General features: G+C 61.3%; 19 protein-coding genes. 10 read left to right on the forward strand and 9 right to left on the reverse strand.

The annotated features are described in order from the left end of the window. Positions 1-19: 19 nt before the first annotated feature. Entirely contained in the window at positions 20-412 is a 393-nt protein-coding gene (locus EXW71_RS04475) for a MerR family DNA-binding transcriptional regulator (protein WP_060756723.1), read from the forward strand. Between the two features lie 16 nt (positions 413-428). After that, positions 429-1328: a hydroxymethylglutaryl-CoA lyase gene (locus EXW71_RS04480; RefSeq protein WP_134657719.1), complete on the forward strand. Its 900-nt coding sequence runs from the start codon at positions 429-431 to the stop codon at positions 1326-1328. 544 nt (positions 1329-1872) lie between these two features. Here the strand turns inward: EXW71_RS04480 and EXW71_RS04485 are convergent. Further along, entirely contained in the window at positions 1873-3510 is a 1638-nt protein-coding gene (locus EXW71_RS04485; RefSeq protein ID WP_134657720.1) for an AMP-binding protein, read from the reverse strand. 150 nt (positions 3511-3660) lie between these two features. Here EXW71_RS04485 and EXW71_RS04490 point away from each other — a divergent pair, with 150 nt between their 5' ends. From EXW71_RS04490 to EXW71_RS04505, 4 genes are all read left to right on the forward strand, one after another. Next, a complete protein-coding gene (locus tag EXW71_RS04490) occupies positions 3661-4824 on the forward strand; it encodes an isovaleryl-CoA dehydrogenase (RefSeq protein WP_134657721.1) in 1164 nt (387 codons plus the stop codon). A 90-nt stretch (positions 4825-4914) separates the two neighbouring features. Next, complete coding sequence (locus tag EXW71_RS04495) at positions 4915-6519, forward strand: carboxyl transferase domain-containing protein (protein ID WP_134657722.1); 1605 nt, start codon at positions 4915-4917, stop codon at positions 6517-6519. 15 nt (positions 6520-6534) lie between these two features. Further along, a complete protein-coding gene (locus EXW71_RS04500) occupies positions 6535-7341 on the forward strand; it encodes a gamma-carboxygeranoyl-CoA hydratase (RefSeq protein WP_134657723.1) in 807 nt (268 codons plus the stop codon). Then, positions 7338-9263 carry an acetyl/propionyl/methylcrotonyl-CoA carboxylase subunit alpha gene (locus EXW71_RS04505; RefSeq protein ID WP_134657724.1) on the forward strand — a complete coding sequence of 642 codons (1926 nt, stop codon included), beginning with the start codon at positions 7338-7340 and terminating at the stop codon, positions 9261-9263. Before EXW71_RS04500 ends, EXW71_RS04505 begins: the two co-directional genes overlap by 4 nt. On the opposite strand, the gene EXW71_RS04510 is transcribed toward EXW71_RS04505, so the two are convergent. Next, positions 9260-9898 carry a LexA family transcriptional regulator gene (locus EXW71_RS04510; protein ID WP_134657725.1) on the reverse strand — a complete coding sequence of 213 codons (639 nt, stop codon included), beginning with the start codon at positions 9896-9898 and terminating at the stop codon, positions 9260-9262. The two genes, EXW71_RS04505 and EXW71_RS04510, sit on opposite strands and share 4 nt — an antisense overlap. 131 nt (positions 9899-10029) lie before the next feature. Here EXW71_RS04510 and EXW71_RS04515 point away from each other — a divergent pair, with 131 nt between their 5' ends. Together EXW71_RS04515 and EXW71_RS04520 are read left to right on the forward strand one after the other, a co-directional pair. Further along, on the forward strand, positions 10030-10380 hold the full coding sequence (locus EXW71_RS04515; protein ID WP_134657726.1) for a DUF6124 family protein: 351 nt from the start codon (positions 10030-10032) through the stop codon (positions 10378-10380). 464 nt (positions 10381-10844) lie between these two features. Next, the gene (locus tag EXW71_RS04520; RefSeq protein WP_134657727.1) at positions 10845-11996 is read left to right on the forward strand and encodes a M14-type cytosolic carboxypeptidase; all 1152 of its coding nucleotides are present in this window, start codon (positions 10845-10847) and stop codon (positions 11994-11996) included. A 17-nt stretch (positions 11997-12013) separates the two neighbouring features. On the opposite strand, the gene EXW71_RS04525 is transcribed toward EXW71_RS04520, so the two are convergent. Together EXW71_RS04525 and EXW71_RS04530 are read right to left on the reverse strand one after the other, a co-directional pair. Further along, a complete protein-coding gene (locus EXW71_RS04525; protein WP_134657728.1) occupies positions 12014-12553 on the reverse strand; it encodes a cytochrome b in 540 nt (179 codons plus the stop codon). After that, positions 12550-13632 (reverse strand): catalase family peroxidase, encoded by a 1083-nt coding sequence (locus EXW71_RS04530; protein ID WP_134657729.1) that lies wholly within the window; start codon positions 13630-13632, stop codon positions 12550-12552. The genes EXW71_RS04525 and EXW71_RS04530 overlap by 4 nt, the downstream gene beginning before the upstream one ends. A gap of 167 nt (positions 13633-13799) precedes the next feature. On the opposite strand from EXW71_RS04530, the gene EXW71_RS04535 reads away from it, so the two are divergent. Together EXW71_RS04535 and EXW71_RS04540 are read left to right on the forward strand one after the other, a co-directional pair. After that, positions 13800-14306: an RNA polymerase sigma factor gene (locus EXW71_RS04535; protein ID WP_134657908.1), complete on the forward strand. Its 507-nt coding sequence runs from the start codon at positions 13800-13802 to the stop codon at positions 14304-14306. Further along, on the forward strand, positions 14303-15040 hold the full coding sequence (locus EXW71_RS04540; RefSeq protein WP_123717864.1) for an anti-sigma factor: 738 nt from the start codon (positions 14303-14305) through the stop codon (positions 15038-15040). Before EXW71_RS04535 ends, EXW71_RS04540 begins: the two co-directional genes overlap by 4 nt. Here the strand turns inward: EXW71_RS04540 and EXW71_RS04545 are convergent. The 5 genes from EXW71_RS04545 to EXW71_RS04565 are packed head-to-tail and all read right to left on the reverse strand — an operon-like array spanning position 15037 to position 20322. Beyond that, positions 15037-15993 (reverse strand): spore coat U domain-containing protein, encoded by a 957-nt coding sequence (locus tag EXW71_RS04545; protein WP_134657909.1) that lies wholly within the window; start codon positions 15991-15993, stop codon positions 15037-15039. The two genes, EXW71_RS04540 and EXW71_RS04545, sit on opposite strands and share 4 nt — an antisense overlap. A gap of 40 nt (positions 15994-16033) precedes the next feature. Continuing rightward, complete coding sequence (locus EXW71_RS04550) at positions 16034-18430, reverse strand: fimbria/pilus outer membrane usher protein (protein ID WP_134657730.1); 2397 nt, start codon at positions 18428-18430, stop codon at positions 16034-16036. Between the two features lie 41 nt (positions 18431-18471). Further along, the gene (locus tag EXW71_RS04555; RefSeq protein WP_134657731.1) at positions 18472-19257 is read right to left on the reverse strand and encodes a molecular chaperone; all 786 of its coding nucleotides are present in this window, start codon (positions 19255-19257) and stop codon (positions 18472-18474) included. A 26-nt stretch (positions 19258-19283) separates the two neighbouring features. Beyond that, entirely contained in the window at positions 19284-19784 is a 501-nt protein-coding gene (locus EXW71_RS04560; RefSeq protein WP_123717868.1) for a spore coat U domain-containing protein, read from the reverse strand. 4 nt (positions 19785-19788) lie between these two features. Then, positions 19789-20322, reverse strand: a complete 534-nt coding sequence (locus EXW71_RS04565; RefSeq protein WP_123718727.1) for a spore coat U domain-containing protein — start codon at positions 20320-20322, stop codon at positions 19789-19791. Positions 20323-20337 lie beyond the last annotated feature (15 nt).

Below are 20337 nucleotides of genomic sequence, written 5' to 3' on the forward strand. Positions count from 1 at the left end.
CTTTTTCCTGGGTACTCCCATGAGCACGACCTACAGCATTTCCGATCTCGCCCGCGAGCTCGACATCACCACCCGCGCCATTCGCTTCTACGAAGAACAAGGCCTGCTGGCCCCTGAACGCCGGGGCCAGGAGCGCATCTACTCGGCGCGGGACAAGGTCAGCCTCAAGTTGATCCTGCGTGGCAAGCGCATCGGTTTCTCCCTGGCCGAGTGCCGCGAATTGATCGAACTCTACGACCCCACCAGCGGTAACCACGTCCAACTCAACAGCATGCTGGCCAAGATCGCCGAGCGCCGTGCGCAGCTTGAGCAACAGTTGCTGGATATCGAACAGATGAAGCTGGAACTGGACACCGCCGAAGAGCGCTGCACCCAGGCCCTGGCGCACACCATGAGCCAGGCTGGCCATTGATCAGAAGGTAACTGCCATGTCCCTCCCCTCCCATGTCCGCCTGGTCGAAGTCGGCCCACGCGATGGTTTGCAGAACGAAGCCCAGCCCATCAGCGTGGCCGATAAGGTCCAATTGGTGGACGCGCTCAGCGCTGCGGGCGTGAGTTATATCGAAGTCGGCAGCTTTGTCTCACCCAAGTGGGTGCCGCAGATGGCCGGGTCGGCTGAGGTTTTTGCGCAGATCCAACGCAAGCCCGGGGTGACCTACGCTGCACTGGCGCCGAACCTGCGCGGGTTTGAAGATGCGTTGGCCGCGGGCGTGAAGGAGGTGGCGGTATTTGCGGCGGCGTCGCAGGCGTTTTCCCAACGCAATATCAACTGCTCCATCAGCGAAAGCCTGGAGCGCTTCGCGCCGATCATGAGCGCCGCCAAGCAGCATGGCGTCAGCGTGCGCGGCTATGTGTCCTGTGTGCTGGGTTGCCCTTATGAAGGCGAAATCGCACCGCAACAAGTGGCGGCTGTCGCGCGGGAGTTGTATGCCATGGGCTGCTATGAGGTGTCCCTGGGCGACACCATCGGCACCGGCACCGCAGGCGCCACGCGGCGATTGTTCGAGGTGGTGGGAGCCCAGGTGCCCCGCGACAAGTTGGCAGGCCACTTTCACGACACCTATGGCCAGGCGATCGCCAATATCTACGCCAGCCTGCTGGAAGGGATCAGCGTGTTCGACAGCTCTATTGCGGGCCTCGGCGGCTGCCCCTATGCCAAGGGTGCCAGCGGTAACGTCGCCAGCGAAGACGTGCTGTACCTGCTCAACGGCCTGGGGATCGAGACCGGTATCGACCTGGACGCATTGATACGTGCGGGCCAACAGATCAGCACGGTGCTGGGTCGTCCCAGCGGTGCGCGTGTAGCCAAGGCGCGTAACGCCAAGTGAGTAGCGCGGCCGTGACAATGTGTTACCGCACAGCTACATATCGAGTAACACGGGAACATGTTTTGTCGTATTTGTCGTAGGCGGTTTCCGACAAAAAAATCAAACCATTGATTTTAAAGGCTTTTTAAAAGTTGGCACGGCTTCTGCTATCTCTATGGCATAACAAGAATAAAAAGCGCCAAACCTAATAAAAATAAGACGAAACGACTCTGACATAACAAAAACAACACGGCAGAGACGCAGCTAACAGATTTTTTTGGAGAAGATGTGCTTCGCAGGGTACGGCATGCCGAAACCCGCAACCGGCTAGAGAAAAATAAAACTACCTTCAGGTAGCTACCCACTGGTTGGATCGTAGACGAAGAAGCAGATCAGCGTTCAAAAAAATACGTTTGCTCTTGACCCCGGATGGGGGTTGCAAAAAAACAGCGGTAAAGGGTAACGGTTGCCAAAAACAACAATAGACCGCCCCTCAATAATAAAAAAAGAGCACGCAACGACAAATTAAAGGGGACCTTCGGGTCCCCTTTGTGCTTTCCAGCGTTTAATCCCGCCCTTTGCGCAACGCTTCGAGCGAAATCTCACGCATGCGGAATTTCTGGACTTTGCCCGTCACTGTCATCGGAAACTCATCCACGAACTTGAAATACCGGGGTGTCTTGAAGTGGGCGATACGGCCCTTGCACCAGGTTTGCAGTTCCAGCTCATTGACACCATGGCCGGGATGGAACTTGACCCAGGCGACGATCTCTTCACCGTAGCGCTCGTCCGGGATGCCGATGATCTGCACGTCCGCGATCGCCGGGTGGGTGAAGAAAAACTCCTCCAGCTCACGCGGGTACACATTCTCGCCACCGCGGATGATCATGTCCTTGTTGCGTCCGGCAATGCACACATACCCTTGCTCATCCATGCTCGCCAGGTCGCCGGTATGCATCCAGCCGGCATCGTCAATGGCCTCGCGGGTGGCCTGCGGGTTGTTCCAGTAGCCGAGCATCACGCTATAGCCACGGGTGCACAGTTCGCCAATCTCGCCCCGGGCGACGGTGTTACCGGCGGCGTCGATGATCTTGTTTTCCAGCTGCGGCTGGGTGCGGCCAACGGTGGTGACGCGGCGTTCCAGGTCATCATCCGGGCCAGTCTGCAACGACACCGGGCTGGTTTCGGTCATGCCGTAGGCGATCTGCACTTCCCCCATGTGCAGTTCGCCGATCACCCGGCGCATCACTTCGATGGGACATGTGGCGCCGGCCATGATGCCGGTGCGCAAGGTCGATAGATCGAATTCGCTGCGACGGGGGTGGTCCAGAACCGCGATAAACATGGTAGGCACACCGTACAGGCCGGTCGCACGCTCTTCGGCGACGGCGCTGAGGGTCAGCAGCGGATCGAAACCGTCATTTGGATAAATCATGGTGGTGCCGTGGGTGATGCAGCCCAGATTGCCCATGACCATGCCAAAACAGTGATACAGCGGCACCGGGATCACCAGCCGATCCTGCGCCGTCAGCCCCAGGCTCTCGCCGACCATGTAACCGTTATTGAGGATGTTGTGATGGCTGAGGGTGGCACCCTTGGGAAAGCCGGTAGTGCCTGAGGTGTACTGGATGTTGACGGCTTGATCGAAGTGCAGGCTGGCTTGACGGGTGTGCAGGTGCTCGGGCGGGACGCCTGCACCGAGCGCCGCCAGTTGCGCCCAGGGCAAGAACCCCGCAGGCGGGGCGGGGTCGAGGCTGATGATACCGCGCAGGTCGGGTTTCAATTCCAGGAGCATGGCGTGGTAATCGGAGGTCTTGAACGACCCGGCACACACCAGCCACTGGCAGCCGGCCTGCTTGAGCACATACTCCAACTCGCTGCTGCGATACGCCGGGTTGATGTTGACCAGAATCGCGCCGATCTTGGCGCTGGCGATCTGACTGATGCACCACTGGGCGCAGTTGGGCGCCCAGATCCCCAGGCGGTCGCCGGTTTGCATGCCCAGCGCCAGGAATGCACGGGCGTGCAGCTCCACCGCCTCGGACAACTGCCTCCAGGTGTAGCGACGTTGCTGGTGGCGCACCACCAGGGCTTCGCCATCCGGATGCTGCGCCACGGTGCGATCGAAAGCCTGGCCTATGGTCATGGCCAGCAAGGTCTTGTCCTGGGAGCCACGGCTGTAGCTCTGGTGCGATTGATCCATAACGACCCCTGTTGTCTTTTTTGTAGGTTGACGTAAACGTAAACTACGATTGACAGCGTCGCAAGGCAAGCTTACGTTAACGTAAAGGTCAGCGCCCTCCCCTGGCACTCGCCCCACACAAAAACAAAGCTCACATTAAGGTGCCTGTCCATGAGTTACCCGTCCCTGAACTTCGCCCTCGGCGAAACCATCGACATGCTGCGCGACCAAGTGCAGTCCTTCGTGGCCAAGGAACTGGCACCCCGTGCGGCACAGATCGACAGCGATAACCTGTTCCCCGTCGACATGTGGCGCAAGTTCGGTGACATGGGCCTGCTGGGCATCACCGTCGCGGAAGAATATGGCGGCGCCGGCCTGGGCTATCTGGCCCATGTGGTGGCCATTGAAGAAATCAGCCGCGGTTCGGCTTCGGTCGGCTTGTCCTACGGCGCCCACTCCAATCTCTGCGTCAACCAGATCAACCGCAACGGCAACCACGAACAGAAACTCAAGTACCTGCCCAAGTTGATCAGCGGCGAACACATCGGCGCCCTGGCCATGAGCGAACCGAATGCCGGCTCCGACGTGGTCTCGATGAAGCTGCGCGCCGATAAACGCGGCGATCACTACATCCTTAACGGCAGCAAGACCTGGATCACCAACGGCCCGGACGCCCACACCTACGTGATCTATGCCAAGACCGAGCTGGAAAAAGGCCCGCATGGCATCACCGCGTTTATTGTCGAACGCGACTGGAAAGGCTTCAGCCGCAGCACCAAGTTCGACAAATTGGGCATGCGCGGCTCCAACACCTGCGAGCTGTTCTTCGACGACGTCGCGGTGCCCGAAGAGAATATCCTCGGCACACTCAACGGCGGGGTCAAAGTGCTGATGAGCGGCCTGGACTACGAGCGAGTGGTACTGGCCGGCGGCCCCATCGGCATCATGCAAGCCTGCATGGACCTGATCGTGCCCTATATCCACGACCGCAAGCAGTTCGGCCAGAGCATCGGCGAGTTCCAGCTGATCCAGGGCAAGGTCGCCGACATGTACACCCAACTCAATGCCTGCCGCGCGTATCTGTATGCGGTCGCCCAGGCCTGCGAGCGTGGCGAGACCACGCGCAAGGATGCCGCCGGGGTGATCCTGTTCAGTTCCGAACGCGCTACACAGATGGCACTCGACGCCATCCAGATTCTCGGCGGCAACGGCTACATCAATGAGTTCCCCGCCGGGCGCCTGCTGCGTGACGCCAAGCTGTATGAAATCGGCGCCGGCACCAGCGAAATTCGCCGGATGCTGATTGGTCGTGAACTCTTCAATGAGACGAAATGAATTTCGCAGCGGCAAGGTTCAAGCTACAAGCAAGCGCAGCGTTGTCTTGCAGCTTATAGCTTGAAGCTTGCCGCGCTTAGGGAGTAAGCCATGCTTTTACACACTCAGCTCAACCCGCGCTCGGCGGAGTTCGTCGCCAACAGTGCGGCGATGCGCGAACAGGTCGACGCTCTGCACACCTTGCTGGCTCAAGTACAGCAAGGCGGTGGCGCCAAGGCCCAGGAGCGGCACACCTCACGCGGCAAACTGCTGCCCCGCGAGCGCATCAACCGCCTGCTTGACCCCGGCTCGCCGTTCCTCGAACTCAGCCAACTGGCCGCGCACCAGGTGTACGGCGAAGACGTGCCTGCCGCTGGGGTGATTGCAGGCATCGGTCGCGTAGAAGGCGTCGAGTGCATGATTGTCGCCAATGACGCCACGGTGAAAGGTGGCTCCTACTACCCGCTCACCGTAAAAAAACACCTGCGTGCCCAGACCATCGCCGAGCAGAACCGCCTGCCGTGCATCTACCTGGTGGACTCCGGTGGTGCCAACCTGCCGCGCCAGGATGAAGTGTTCCCTGACCGTGAGCATTTCGGGCGGATTTTCTTCAACCAGGCGAACATGAGCGCCCAGGGCATCCCGCAGATCGCCGTGGTCATGGGCTCCTGCACCGCCGGTGGTGCCTATGTGCCAGCCATGGCGGACGAAGCGATCATGGTGCGCCAGCAAGCCACCATTTTCCTCGCCGGCCCACCGCTGGTGAAAGCCGCTACCGGCGAAGTGGTCAGTGCCGAAGACCTGGGCGGCGCAGATGTGCACTGCAAAGTCTCCGGCGTGGCCGACCACTATGCCGACAGCGATGAACACGCCCTGGCACTGGCCCGCCGCAGTGTGGCCAACCTCAACTGGCGCAAACAGGGTGAGTTGCGGCAACGCCCGCCCGTGCCGCCGTTGTACAGCGGCGAAGAACTCTACGGTGTGATCCCGGCCGACCCCAAGCAGCCGTTCGATGTACGCGAAGTGATCGCGCGGCTGGTGGACGGCTCGGTGTTCGATGAGTTCAAAGCACTGTTCGGCACCACTCTGGTGTGCGGTTTTGCGCACCTGCATGGCTACCCGGTTGCGATCCTGGCCAACAACGGCATTTTGTTCGCCGAAGCCGCGCAAAAAGGCGCGCACTTTATCGAACTGGCCTGCCAGCGCGGGATTCCTCTGGTGTTCCTGCAGAACATCACCGGGTTCATGGTCGGCCAGAAGTATGAAGCCGGTGGTATCGCCAAACATGGCGCCAAGCTGGTTACAGCGGTGGCCTGCGCCAAGGTGCCGAAGTTCACGGTGATCATCGGCGGCAGTTTTGGCGCGGGTAACTACGGCATGTGCGGCCGTGCCTACGACCCACGCTTTTTGTGGATGTGGCCGAACGCGCGCATTGGCGTGATGGGTGCCGAACAGGCGGCCGGCGTGCTGGTGCAGGTCAAGCGCGAACAAGCCGAACGTGCGGGCAGCGGGTTCAGCGCCGAGGAAGAAGCGGCGATCAAGCAGCCGATCCTCGACCAGTACGAGACCCAGGGCCATCCCTATTATTCCAGCGCGCGCCTGTGGGACGACGGTGTCATCGACCCGTTGCAGACCCGTGACGTGCTGGCCCTGGCCTTGTCCGCCGCACTGAATGCCCCCATCGAGCCGAGCCGCTTCGGCGTGTTCCGCATGTAAATGGAGCTGAACCCCATGAGCGATTTCAACACCCTCGAACTGGTCACCGACCCACGTGGTTTTGCCACCCTGTGGCTCAGTCGTGAAACCAAGAACAACGCGTTCAATGCCGAGATGATCCGCGAACTGATCATCGCCCTCGACCAGGTACAAGGCGACCCTTCCCTGCGCTTTCTGGTATTGCGCGGGCGCGGCAAACACTTCAGCGCCGGTGCCGATCTGGCCTGGATGCAACAATCGGCCGAACTGGATTACCACACCAACCTGGACGATGCCCGCGAACTGGCCGAGTTGATGTACAACCTGGCCAAGCTGAAGATCCCGACCCTGGCGGTGGTACAGGGCGCGGCTTATGGCGGCGCATTGGGCCTGATCAGTTGCTGCGACATGGCAATTGGCGCCGATGACGCGCAGTTCTGCTTGTCGGAAGTGCGCATTGGCCTGGCCCCGGCCGTGATCAGCCCGTTTGTGGTGCAAGCCATCGGCGAACGTGCGACGCGGCGTTATGCCTTGACTGCCGAGCGTTTCGACGGCCGGCGCGCATGCGATATCGGCTTGTTGGCGGAAAGCTACCCCGCCGGCGAACTCGACCGACAGGTCGAACAGTGGGTCGCCAACCTGCTGCAAAACAGCCCGGCCGCGATGCGTGCCAGCAAGGACTTGCTTCGCGAAGTGGGCAACGGTGCTCTCACTCCGGCCCTGCGCCGCTATTGCGAAAATGCCATCGCGCGGATTCGCGTCAGCGCCGAGGGCCAGGAAGGCTTGCGATCTTTCCTGCAAAAACGCTCACCCAGCTGGCAGGCGCAGGAGTCACGTTCATGAGCAACCTGACCACCCTATTGGTCGCCAACCGTGGCGAAATCGCCTGTCGCGTGATGCGTACGGCCAAGGCCATGGGGTTGACCACCGTGGCCGTGCACAGCGCTATCGATCGCGATGCGCGCCATACGCGCGAGGCGGATATTCGCGTTGACCTGGGCGGCAGCAAAGCGACCGACAGCTACCTGCAAATCGACAAATTGATCGCCGCCGCCCAGGCCAGCGGCGCCCAGGCGATTCATCCGGGTTACGGCTTTCTCTCGGAAAACGCCGACTTCGCCCGTGCGATTGAAGCGGCCGGTTTGATCTTCCTCGGCCCCCCCGCCTCGGCCATCGACGCCATGGGCAGCAAATCGGCGGCCAAGGCACTGATGGAAACCGCTGGCGTACCGCTGGTGCCGGGTTATCACGGCGAAGCGCAGGACCTGGAAACCTTCCGCAGCGCCTGTGAACGCATCGGCTACCCGGTGCTGCTCAAGGCCACGGCCGGCGGCGGCGGCAAGGGCATGAAGGTGGTCGAGGACGTCAGCCAACTGGCCGAAGCCCTGGCCTCCGCCCAGCGCGAGGCGCTGTCGTCATTCGGCAATGGGCAAATGCTGGTGGAAAAATACCTGCTCAAGCCACGGCATGTGGAAATCCAGGTATTTGCCGATCAGCAGGGTCACTGCCTGTACCTTAATGAGCGCGACTGCTCGATTCAGCGTCGCCATCAAAAAGTCGTGGAAGAAGCGCCGGCACCCGGCTTGAGTGTGGAACAACGCAAAGCCATGGGCGAAGCCGCCGTGCGCGCAGCGCAGGCCATCGGTTATGTGGGTGCGGGCACAGTGGAATTCCTGCTGGACGCGCGCGGCGAGTTTTTTTTCATGGAGATGAACACACGGCTGCAGGTGGAACACCCGGTCACTGAGGCGATTACCGGCCTCGACCTGGTGGCCTGGCAGATCCGTGTCGCCCAAGGCGAGCCGCTGCCGATCACCCAGGAGCAGGTGCCGCTGATCGGGCATGCAATTGAAGTGCGCCTGTATGCCGAAGACCCAGCCAATGATTTTCTGCCGGCCACCGGGAATCTGGCGCTGTACCGCGAGTCCGCGCCTGGCCCCGGGCGCCGCGTCGACAGCGGCGTTGCCCAAGGGGACAGTGTCTCGCCATTCTACGACCCGATGCTGGGCAAGCTGATTGCCTGGGGCGAAGACCGCGAGCAGGCGCGGCTGCGGTTGTTGAGCATGCTCGATGAGTTCGCCGTTGGCGGGCTCAAGACCAACCTGGGCTTTTTGCGACGAATCATCGGGCATCCGGCGTTTGCGGCCGCCGAGTTGGATACCGGGTTTATTCCACGTTATCAGGATGAGCTGTTGCCGCCATCCGGAGACTTGAGCGACGCGTTCTGGCAGACGGCAGGCGTGGCCTTCATGCAGAGTTTGCCGACAGCCGATGGCCCTTGGGCGGACAGACGCGGGTTTCGCGTCGGGTTGCCAGCCGAAGTGTCCCTGCATTTGAGCAGTGGCGGCCAGGACCGGCTGGTGACGCTGGCAGACAACACGTCGCAATGGTGCGCTGAGCAGTTGCTCACCGAGCAACAGGGCGTGCGCCGCTCCCATCTGGCAGTGCGCAACGGGGCGGTGCTGTACCTGCGCTGGGACGGCGAAATGCAAGCGGTCAGCCTGTTCGACCCGATTGCGGCGGTCGAGGCCAACCAGTCACATCAAGGCGGCCTCACGGCGCCGATGAACGGCAGCATTGTTCGAGTGCTGGTGGAGGTTGGACAGGCCGTGGAAGCCGGCGCCCAGTTGGTGGTGCTGGAAGCGATGAAGATGGAGCACAGCATCCGCGCCCCTCAGGCCGGGGTGGTCAAGGCGTTGTTTTGCCAGGAAGGCGAAATGGTGGCCGAAGGCAGTGCCTTGGTAGAGCTGGAAACGGCGGACTAAAACTTCGCGGTGGCCTGCACCACGACGCCGAGGATTCGGCAGCCGTCGCTGAACACCTGTTTGGGGTAGGTCGGATTGAGCGGTACCAGGTAAAGCTGGCCGCTCTCTTCCTGCAGTTGGCGAAAGGTCGCCTGAGCGCTGTCGGCCCATTGGGCAAGCACCAGCTTGCCAGGTGCGGCGTCAATGGCCGGGTCCACCAGGATCATCATGCCGGCGCTGATGCTCAGACCGCTGGGCGCTGTCATGGCGTCCCCCATCACGGGTAGCCAGAATGCCTCGCCCTGGGCGTGATAGTCAGTCAGCTCGAAGCGCGCCGTCGCGTAAGTGCCGCGTTCTTCGCGCATTTCGCACACGCCTTTCCAATCGCTGACCGGGTAGCGAAAGTACGGGTTGTAGTGCTTCTCGTGGGGCACCGCCACCGCATCGATTCGCTCGCGAATCTCCAGCACGACTTCCAGATACCCCAGGCCGAGCTCCTCGAGCACCCGATTCATGTCCGCCAGGCTCGGCACACGGCGTTTATTCAGCCAATGGCCAACGCCTCCCTGGGACATGCCCAGGCGCTCCGCCAGCTGATCCTGCGTGATCTTGCGATCTTTCATGTTGGCTCTGACCAACGCTATCCAGTTATCCATGGTGCCTGACAATACGTTGCGTATTTTCCAGGGCAATAAACAGTTTGTAGTAATCCATAAAACGACATAAATACGATACGTACTATCATCGGACATAAGGTTTTCGACACCCACCCAGAGTAGCGCCCCTTATGATGACGAGCCCATCTTTACTGCCCGAAACGCTTGAATACGATGAACTGCATGGCATGCGCAGCAGCGGTGCCGCCCAGCGCGCGTTGGACTTCTACTTGAAAGAAGATATGTCTGCGTCGGTCCCGGAAGGGGCCTTATTCGCCATCAACCCGGGCCTCAGCCAGGAGGAAGCCCTGGTACACGCCTCGGACCTGTTGCGCAGTGCTGCGGCCACGGCCTACGAATCGGCGAGCAACCATCAGGGCAACCAGCGGGACCTGGCATTTTCAGTGGTGTATTTGATTGATATGGCGAAAGCGATGGTGGAGCGATCGTTGCAAGCGTCAGTGCCTCAGTCACAGGCATGACGGGCACAAGAGAAAAATATTTCTATCCCACGGATAAAAACATTTGACTTGCAAATGATAATGATTATTATTGGACTCAGCTGATCGCGAGATCAGTCGATAGACCAAGGGACCTTAGGTCGGACTCTTGGAATATCTCCTCATCAGGCTAATCACGGTTTTTGACCCGGCTCTTTGGCCGGGTCTTTTTTTTGCCAGTTACCCTGGCATGGCTTCAGGCTAATGAAGACTGTGTGTTGCTTGATGGCGCGCATGGTAGCAAAAGAGCATCAAGCAAAGAAAGTCGAACGAACGCTCTAGCCCTTATCTTTGAGAAATAGCGCTTGAGAATCAATCTCATAGATTCTAAGCTGCCAAAGCGTCAAGGATGACGCCCCCTCCCCCTTCAACAATTTTGCATCCAGATTTTTCCCTGCTCCTGTGTAAGATATCCGCCACAACACTCATAATCAGGCAGCCAGACTATGACCGTGGCCTTGACCTCCATCAAGATCAGCAGCAACTTCGACAGCGGCAACATCCAGGTCCTGGATGCAAGCGATGCTTATCAATTGTTGCTGGCGATCAAACCCGACACCCACAGCCCACATTTCCAATGGTTCCACTTCAAGGCCGAAGGCATGCACGTGGGCCACACCCACACCTTCCGCCTGAGCAACGCAGGGCGCTCTTCTTACAAACATGCCTGGAGCGGCTACAACGCCGTGGCTTCGTACGACCATATCAACTGGTTCCGCGTGCCCACGCGCTTTGATGGCGAAATCCTGCACATCAGTCTTGAAACACGGGAAAAACAGGCGTGGCTGGCCTACTTCGAACCCTACAGCCGTGAACGGCATGACTGGCTGATCGATCAGGCCCTGAATCGCGCCGGCACCGAACTGCTCGCCACCGGCAAGAGTGCCGAGGGCCGTGATATCCAATTGCTGCGTCGCGGCAAAGGCGGCGATGGTCGGCGCAAGGTCTGGATCATCGCCCAGCAACACCCCGGCGAGCACATGGCCGAATGGTTTATGGAAGGCATCATCGAGCGCCTGCAGCAAGACGGCGATACCGAACTGAAAAAACTCCTGTCCGTCGCCGACCTGTACCTGATACCGAACATGAACCCCGACGGCGCCTACCACGGTCATTTGCGCACCAACGCCATGGGCCAGGACCTCAACCGTGCCTGGCAGAGCGCCAACCCGGAAACCAGCCCTGAAGTGTTGTTCACCCAGCAGCAGATGGAAAAGTACGGCGTCGACCTGTTCATCGATGTACACGGCGACGAGGAAATCCCCTACGTCTTCACCGCAGCCTGCGAAGGCAACCCCGGTTACACCCCGCGCATCGAGAAACTCGAAAAACACTTCCGCCGCCACTTGAGTGGCCTGACCCGCGATTTCCAGACCACCCACGGCTACACCCGCGACCTGCCGGGCGAAGCCAATATGACGCTGGCCTGCAACGCCGTCGGAGAGAAATACGACTGTCTCTCGCTGACCCTGGAGATGCCCTTCAAGGACAACGACGACGCCCCCAACCCGAAAACCGGCTGGTCAGGTGAACGCTCCAAGCAACTGGGCAAGGACGTCTTGAGCACCGTGGCCGATATCGTCACGGCACTGCGCTAACCCCCCTGCCCCCGGCATCAGTCCTTGGTGCCGGTCATGCTCTGCAGTACGCCGTCACGCCGGATCAGCCCGTGGAACAATGCCGCGGCCAGGTGCAACAACACCGTCAGGAACAACAGGTAGGCGAGATAGCCGTGGGCTTTGCGCAACAGCGCAAACAACGGCGCGTTCGCCCCCACCAACGCCGGCAGTTGCACCGAACTGCTGAGCATCACCGGATCGCCGGCCGCCGAAATCATCGCCCACCCCAATAGCGGCAACACCAGCATCAACGCGTACAACACCAGATGGGACGCCTTGGCCGCCAACACTTGCCACAGTGGCAAATCGACAGGTAACGGCGGTTGCCGGGTGCAGAAGCGCACCACCAAGCGCACGATCACCAGCGCCAGAATCGCGATACCCAGTGGCTTATGCAGGTGAATCAGCCACTCATGACGCTCCGACACGGATGCCACCATCCCCGCACCGATAAACAACATGGCGATGATCATCAGTGCCATCAGCCAATGCAGCAGGCGCGCCAGCGGCGCGAAAAACCTGGGTTGAGCATTCATGGCTTCGACTCCTGTGGGGTGCTGTGCAGGGGGCTGACTTCACCCGCTCGGCGCAGGTATGAACTGGAATAAGCGGCCGAACGCGCGGCCAGCAATGGGTCACTGGAGGCTTCGATGCCACTGGGCAGAACCAACGGGTCGAAGTTGATATCGCGGCAATCACCGTCCGCTTGGGGCTGGCTGCTTTGCAGCACCAGGGTGCCGGCGTTGAGCACCTTGTGTTCACCGGTCCAGGGCTTGCTGGCGTCGTCCACTGGGTCACCGGGGTTGGCCAGGGTCATGTTCAACTGCCAACGCAGCGGCCCGGCAGCCAAGCGCTGCACCAGGTCTTTTTCCAGAAAGTCGCTGCCCGGCGGCGCGCTGTCACCCGTTGCGTCCTGGCCCTGCGGCACAACGCCCCAACGTACGGCCTGGCGCTTGCCATCATTGCCCACCAGGTAAAACGCATTGATGCCGTTATAGGTTTCGGTGGCATAGCTGGCCGACGGCTTGGCTGTCTTGACCCACGCCAGGAACGGTGCCGTCTCCGGGTGCGCGGCAAAAAAAGCCGGCATGTTCGCAGGGTTCGGCTTGCCGGTGACCGGGTCCGGCGCGCCAGCCTTGAGCATCTGGTAGAACGCCTCGGGCGTGCCCACCGGGAACACCGGCATGCTGTTCATCCCCGTGCGCCATTGCTGGCCATTGGCCTGGCTGAACTGCACGGCAAAACTGCGGATGGGCACACTGCTGTCCGGCGCATAAGGGTTACCACTGGGCAAGGCAAATCGGCCCACCACCGGGGTTTTCGCCGCACTGAATACCTGGGCGGTGGAGTATGCACGCGCCTCGGGGCTGCTCTCGAAATAACCGGCTACACACACGCCCTTGGCATGATTGCGCCGGAAGCCCGGGTGCAGGCCATTATTGGTTTCCAGTGCGTTGACAAGGGTCTTGGGGCGTAGACGCTGTGGGTCCAGGGTGCCATTAACGTAGGCAAAAGCACCGGCAACGACAGCAACCACGACGCCGATACCGGCGAGCCGTGCGATCAGGCTCGCCGTGCTCAACGGAGGACGGGGCGGTGATGAGTGATCTACCATGAAGTGACTCCAGGGCCAGAGGCCTAAGGGTGAAACATAAGGTCGGAGCATTAAGACGAACGCCGATACCCTCTATTCCCTCGCCTCGGATTTATTTCTCAGGACAGGGAATAACCTTCAACGCCGGACGTCTCTCTAGTCCCAGCGTAGTAACCAGCCAGATGCCCATGCATGAACTCGACGAACAGTTACGTGAACTCATCCCCAGGTTGCGGCGTTTTGCCGTGTCCCTGACGCGTAACACCAGCAGTGCCGACGACCTGGTGCAAACCACCCTGGAACGGGCAATCACCCGCTGGGGCGACAAACGCGCCGAAGGCGACCTGCGCGCATGGCTGTTTTCGATTCTCTACCGGCAGTTCCTCGACGCCCACCGCCGCAGCCGTCGGTACACACGCATGCTCGAATTCTTCACCGGCCGCGACGACACATACCCCTCGGTAGAACGTACGGTGATGGCCCAATCGACCCTGCAAGCCTTCGATCAGCTCAACACCGAACAACGCGCCCTGCTGCTCTGGGTCAGCGTCGAAGGCTTGAGTTACAAGGAAGTCGCCGAGATTCTCGACGTACCTGTCGGCACGGTGATGTCGCGCCTGTCCCGGGCACGCCAAGCGTTGCGTCAACTCAGTGATGGCGAAATTGCCAGCCCTTCCCTGCGGATACTCAAATGATCAGCCTGCCCCCCAGTGAACGCGATTTGCATGCCTACGTTGACCACCAGTTGTCGGAGAGCGACCGCCGCGTGCTCGAAACCTGGCTGGCCGCCCACCCCGACGTCACGGCTCAAGTGGAAGCATGGCAACGGGATGCGCAGTTGCTGCGCGCGTCCCTGAGCGGCGCCTTGCAATCCCCGGCCAACCCCGAACTGGACCCGGCGCTGATTCGCCGACGCCTCAAGCATCAAACGCGCCGCCACTTCGCCAGCGCCGCCGTGCTGTTGATCGCCGTCAGCCTCGGCGGCCTGGGCGGCTGGCATGCCCGCGAAGCCACGCAAACGCCTCTTTTACCGATGGCCGATGCGATGCAAGCGTTCCGCCTGTTCGCCCAGGACGGCATCATGCCGGCCGATTACCAAACCCAGGACGGCGCTGCGATGCAGGCTTGGTTGGACCGCTATTTCAACCGGGCCCATCGCCTGCCCGACCTGAGCCCGGCGGGCTTCAAACCGGTCAGCGGACGCCTGCTCACCACTGAGCAAGGCGCGGCCGCCATGGTGCTGTACGAAGATGCACAAGGTCACCGCCTCAGCTTCTACATCCGGCCACCCGGCCCGAACAACGGGTTCCTGCCCCGTGGCAGCCGCAGCGCCGACGGTTTAGAGGCGCAGTACTGGTCCGGCGGCGGGTACAACTACGCCATGGTCAGCCCGGCGGATCAGCCGGGCACACCGCTGCTGAAGTTCTAGAACCCCACATCCAGCACCACGTTATCGAGGTAGGTTCCGCCCGGTGGCGTGGTCTGATCCGTGTAGATCCTGGCGTTGTAGTTGAACACCTGGCTGCCGGTGCCCAGGCCGTTGCCGGGGTTGATTTCCGCCGAGGAACTGGCGCGGCGTGTTGCGCCCACGCTCCCCCAACGGGTGCTGCCGGCGCCTTGGAAGATGTCGTAGGCCAAAAAATAGCTGCCGGAGATCATCTGCCGCCGCCCGCCCACACTCACCGGGTTCTGCCCGTCGCCGAGGCCGACGGTATAAGCGCTGCCCTTGGTGCAGGCCACACTGGCCTGGCCGGTGACGGTAGTGAAGGCACTGACCACCGGCGCGCTGCCGAACGCGATTGCCGGCGTGGTGATCTGGCAGTCATTGGCCACGGTCATACTGACGTTCAGCGTCGTGGTGCCGCTGCCGGTATCCCGCCCCGCACAGATGCCGCCAATGCCAATGCCCGCGCAATAGTTCCAGTTCCATAAAATGCTCAATGTCTCGCTGTACAAGCCCGCCGCCACGTTACTGCCAACGGTGGTAGCGAAGTACAGTGGCAAGGTTTTTGTACCGGGGCCGAACACCAGTCCCAGGTTCGCGGCAATGCCGCCACTGCCGCCGAAGTCAAACGCCGTGCCCCGCGTTATCGGAAACGACGCGGTGTTGTTGGCGTAGAGCGTATAGCTGATGACATCACCTGTCGGCCCGACCATGCCGCCTTGCGCCGAACCGGTAATGGTTGCGTAGAAGTGATCACCGGAAGTCAGTACTGACAGCAACGCCGGGGTGCAGCTGATACCGCTATTGGTGGTCGAACTGGGTTGGGACGTGGTGCGTACCGTCATCGAGCTTACCGTCGTACCGAAGCTGGCCGGCACCGAGGCCACCGCCGAGCAGGCTGCCTGCACCTGCAACGACACGCCCACGCTCGCCATCATCCATAGCCATTGCTTGCCCCGCACTTGCACACTCCTTATGTCATTGGCACACCAGTGGCCCAATCAATGGCACTTGCTGCTCCTGCGTGATATCCAGCTCGAACGTGGCCTGGCACGTCTGGCCGTCACCCAGGGTGACTTGCAAAGTGTTATGGGCCGCCAGGTTTTCCAGGTAGACCAAGCCATCCCAGCCCACCACCGCCAAGGCACCGCTTTGCTCGTGGCGTACCTGGCTGCCCAGAGGCAGTTCCTCATGCCGGGCATCGACCAGCGTGACGCTCGCCGAGAGCACCCGACGCATCGGAAACTCCAGCAGATAGCCGCTGCCTCGGCGCACGGCCACGCGTTGCTCGACGTTGGGCACCTGCACGTTGGCCGGCAGGTTCAGCGGGTCAATTTCATATTTGGCGCGGTAATAGGCGCTGGTCCACGGCACCAGCAGGTGCCCGCTGCGGTCGGTCTCACCCACTACCTGGTTTTCGTAGCGCACTGGTACGCCGCTGAAGCCCTCGGTGCTCACCACCACAAACGCATCGTTGACGCGGTTGGCGGCGAACACTTGACTGTCCATCCACACCAGCGAACCGCTGGCGTCCGCCCAACGGGTTTCGGCGTCGCTGCTGCCATACACGCCCGCCTGCAACTGCACCGACTGCAAGCGCCAGGTCAGGTCGGCCTGGCGATACGCCGGCCCATCACCACTGGCGTAACCCAAGTCAAAGCCCACCCCACCTTCGGCCGGTACGGCGCGGCTGTAATTGACGCGCTGCAGGCTTTGCCCGGTTTTGCTGCGTTCGCTGCCGACGCTGAGGCTGCCGTAGACATCGAAAGGAATAACCACCTGCGCTTGCACTGCCCAATTGCTGTCGCCAACCTCACGGTTGGCCGACAGGTAAAAACTGCTGTTGCGCCACAGCGGTTTGCTCCAGGTCAGGTTCACCAGGCGCGTACGTGAATCATCGGCCGCCTGCACATCAAAATAACCGACGCCCAGGCTGCCGAAATCGTTGAGGTTCAGGCTCAAGGTCGCCTGCTGGCTTCGTTTGCTCAGGCTGGCATAAGGCGTGTCGATCAGGCTCAGGTCGGCGTATTGATCACGACGCTCTACCCGCTGGTACGACAGGCTGTAGAACGGGTTGCTGTATTGGTAACCCAGGCTGAATTGCTGGCCGGTCCGGCCGTCGTACCGGCTTTGGCTGATAGCCGTGTTGAGCACACCGAAGGTGCCCATTCGCAAGTTGCCACCGACGCCGCCCAGGTTCAGGTCGTTGGAGGCTTCGGCGTGACTTTCCAAAGTGAACGCATCCGACAGCCCATAGCGAAACGTACCGCTGACCAGCCCGGGGCCATAACCGAAATCACGCACGGTGTAATCACGACGCAGATTACCCGCCGCCACCGAAAAGTCCGACAAACCCTGTTGCAACAGCGTACTGGTGACATAGAACGGCACCGTGGTCGACACCTGCCGGCCCAGGGTATCGGTGGTCACCACCACCGCTTCCCCCGCACCGTTGATAAACGGGACGTTGGTCAGGGTGTAGGGACCAGGCTGCAGATCGGCACTGCTGGATTTATAGCCGTTGATAAACAGGTCCACCGACGACGGCACCGCAGCCTCGCCGGCGAACTGCGGCAATGGGTAGGTCACCAGGTCCGGGCGTACCGCGAAGTCCCGCGACACCTGCACCCCGCCCAGGCGCACCGAGGTGCTCCAGGGCAGCGCGCCGCTGATCACATCCCCCGCTTCGTAGGTCAGCAGGCGTTCGTCATCGGAAAACCGCCAGGTGCTGTCATACCGTCGGTAAGCATTGTCCAGGGTGCTGCCGGCAGTCTCGCGGCCAATGGTGGTGCGGTACTGCCCGGTGTTGGAGAAGGTTCCCCAGGTATCGAACAGCCGCACTTCGTTAAAGATGCCGAGGTAGGTGCCCGCGTCATCGGTGTTGTTCAGATAGGCATCGTAGTTGAGCATCGCGCCAAAGCTGGTCAACGCGGGAGTGCGCGGGTAGTTGTTGCGATTGCCGATAAACTGCTCCGGCAACCACGCGGGCGGCACCGTGAGCATCAGGCGCTGGGCCTGGCTGTCGTAGTCGCTGTGCAGGCCCGGCAGGTTATCCAGCGCGATTTCGCTGCCGACGTCCCCGGGCAGTTTCATACCCACCTCTTGTAGCACCGACGCCGGCAGGAACAATTGCCCGGCGCGCTGATTGACCGCGACCACACGGTCGGTGTCCCGCTGGTTGACCACCAATTCCAGGAACAACTGTGCATCGGCAACAGCCTCCATGCTGCTGGGCGGCGGCGGCAACGGTGCGGCCACGCCCAGCGGCGCAAGCACCAGGCCGGACAGGCCACTCACCACCCGCACCGTTCGCCATAGACATCGAGCCCGATCCGGGCTCACCAAGGCTTTGTGTCCATCAATGGACATCTCCATCCGTTAACACCTGGGGCTGTTCCATGCCCTACCGCATTGCTCTACCGCCCCGGCGCAAGGCTCTCCAATTGCGTCGCGCCATTGATGCGTACCTGTAGCGGTTGATCGGCGGGTAACCCATCCGGTGCCGGCCAGCGCATGGTCGCACCCGGCAACACGTAGCCCAACAACCCCTCCACAAGCGGCCTGGACTGGCCGCCCTGCTTGAACGCGGCATCGGTCAATCGCGCATGCACGGCGCCCTTGTTGCGCATTTCGACGTAGCTGCGCCCCCCCACCGTGACTTTCTTCCAACTCAAGTCAGGTTTGCCTGCGCTCTTCGGGTCGCGATCACGGGTACCGTCGTCCTTACTCCACAAGCCTGGGCCATAGGCGAACAAGGGCACCGAATAACGCATCTGGAAGCGGATCGCGGCAGCGGTCTTGCCATCGGCAGGCGTAACAATAGGCGTGGCCGATGGGATTTCATCGATGATGATGCGATACGCCAGTTCCTGGCCCGGCGGCACCGCCTTAGTACGGGTCAGACGCACCAGTTGCTTCTGCCCCGGCTCGATCTTCGCCACGGGCGGACTACCGATGACGTCGCGCTGATTCTGGTACTGCTCGTCAAAGCCACTCTGGGTCCAGCCAAACACACGGACCTGCAGGTTGGCCGTCTCGGTGCCACGGTTCTCCAGCCACAGCGCGCTGGCCTGTTGATCGGCCTCCAGCACCGGGTCGATCGGCCAGATCAATACCGAACTGGCGGCCTGCACATGCCCAACGCCCGCGATCATCAAGCCGATAACACCCGCGATCCATCCTCGCCGGGAAGCTGCATACATAAATCCCACTCCTTGTGCCGATCGCTTTACCACGACAGCTGCACCTGCAGCGTGTCGCTGTACGTCCCCCCAGGCTGATTACCCGGTAACTGCACTCGCCCATAAATCGGCAAGGTGATGCTGTTGGCGTTGCTATAGGTCACGCTGACACTCTGGCTGATCCCCAGGCTCTGGCTGAAGGCTGCGTCCCGAAACAACTGGTAAGCCACTTGGGCAGTGCCGCTATTGAGCTGCATCCGCCGACCGCTGTTGTTATGCAAACCGCCATCGACGCTCATGCTCAGCGCGACCCCCGGCGTGCATTGCAGGGTCACGCCGCCGGTGAGCGCGACGGATGCCGTGCTGGTCGCCAACGCTGAATAGGTGCCGAACGCCAGGCTGCCGTAATCCGTACCGCCGCCAACCACCAGGCACCCCGGGGTGATCGTCGCACTGACCTGGAACGACTGGCTGGTCACGGCCAACAGCGACACCGGCATGCCCCAGCCCAGGCAAACCGCCAACGCCGCCCACCCAACGCGGTTCATGCGTTTAGAAGGTCAGGGTCACGGCAACGGTGTCTGTATAGGTGCCGGCCGGCAGCCCCGCCTTGCCGCTAGCCTTACCGTAGATATTCACGGCCTGGGCGACCCCCGTGCTCGGCGCCAGGTTGATCACCCCACCGATGGCCAGCAGGTTCGAATGGCCACTGTCGGTGTAGAGGTCGTAAGGCACGTAATTGGCCACGCCGTCGTACAGAGCACGTCCACCACCGGCGGACTTGCCATCGTTGGCGCCTGCGGACACCGTCAACGAGGGTGAGGTACCCGCCGAACACAAGATCGACAACGCCCCGCCGCCACCACCCAGCACCTGGCCGGTAGCTTGGGTAAACAGGCTATTGGCGGTGCCGAAGTTCAACGTACCGAAACTCATCCCGCCGGTCGCCGCCGCACCGTTGACCAGGCAACTGCTGGTCAACACCAGGGTGGAAGTCACCGTGCCGGCCACCGTGGCCGCCTGCGCACCCGACACCCACGCCAGTGCCATCAAGGGAAAAACTGCTTTGGAGACAAGTGCATGCATGATATTCATCCTCAT

It is taken from the genome of Pseudomonas sp. BCA17, assembly GCF_004519405.1.
In the GTDB taxonomy this organism is placed as follows: Bacteria; Pseudomonadota; Gammaproteobacteria; order Pseudomonadales; family Pseudomonadaceae; genus Aquipseudomonas.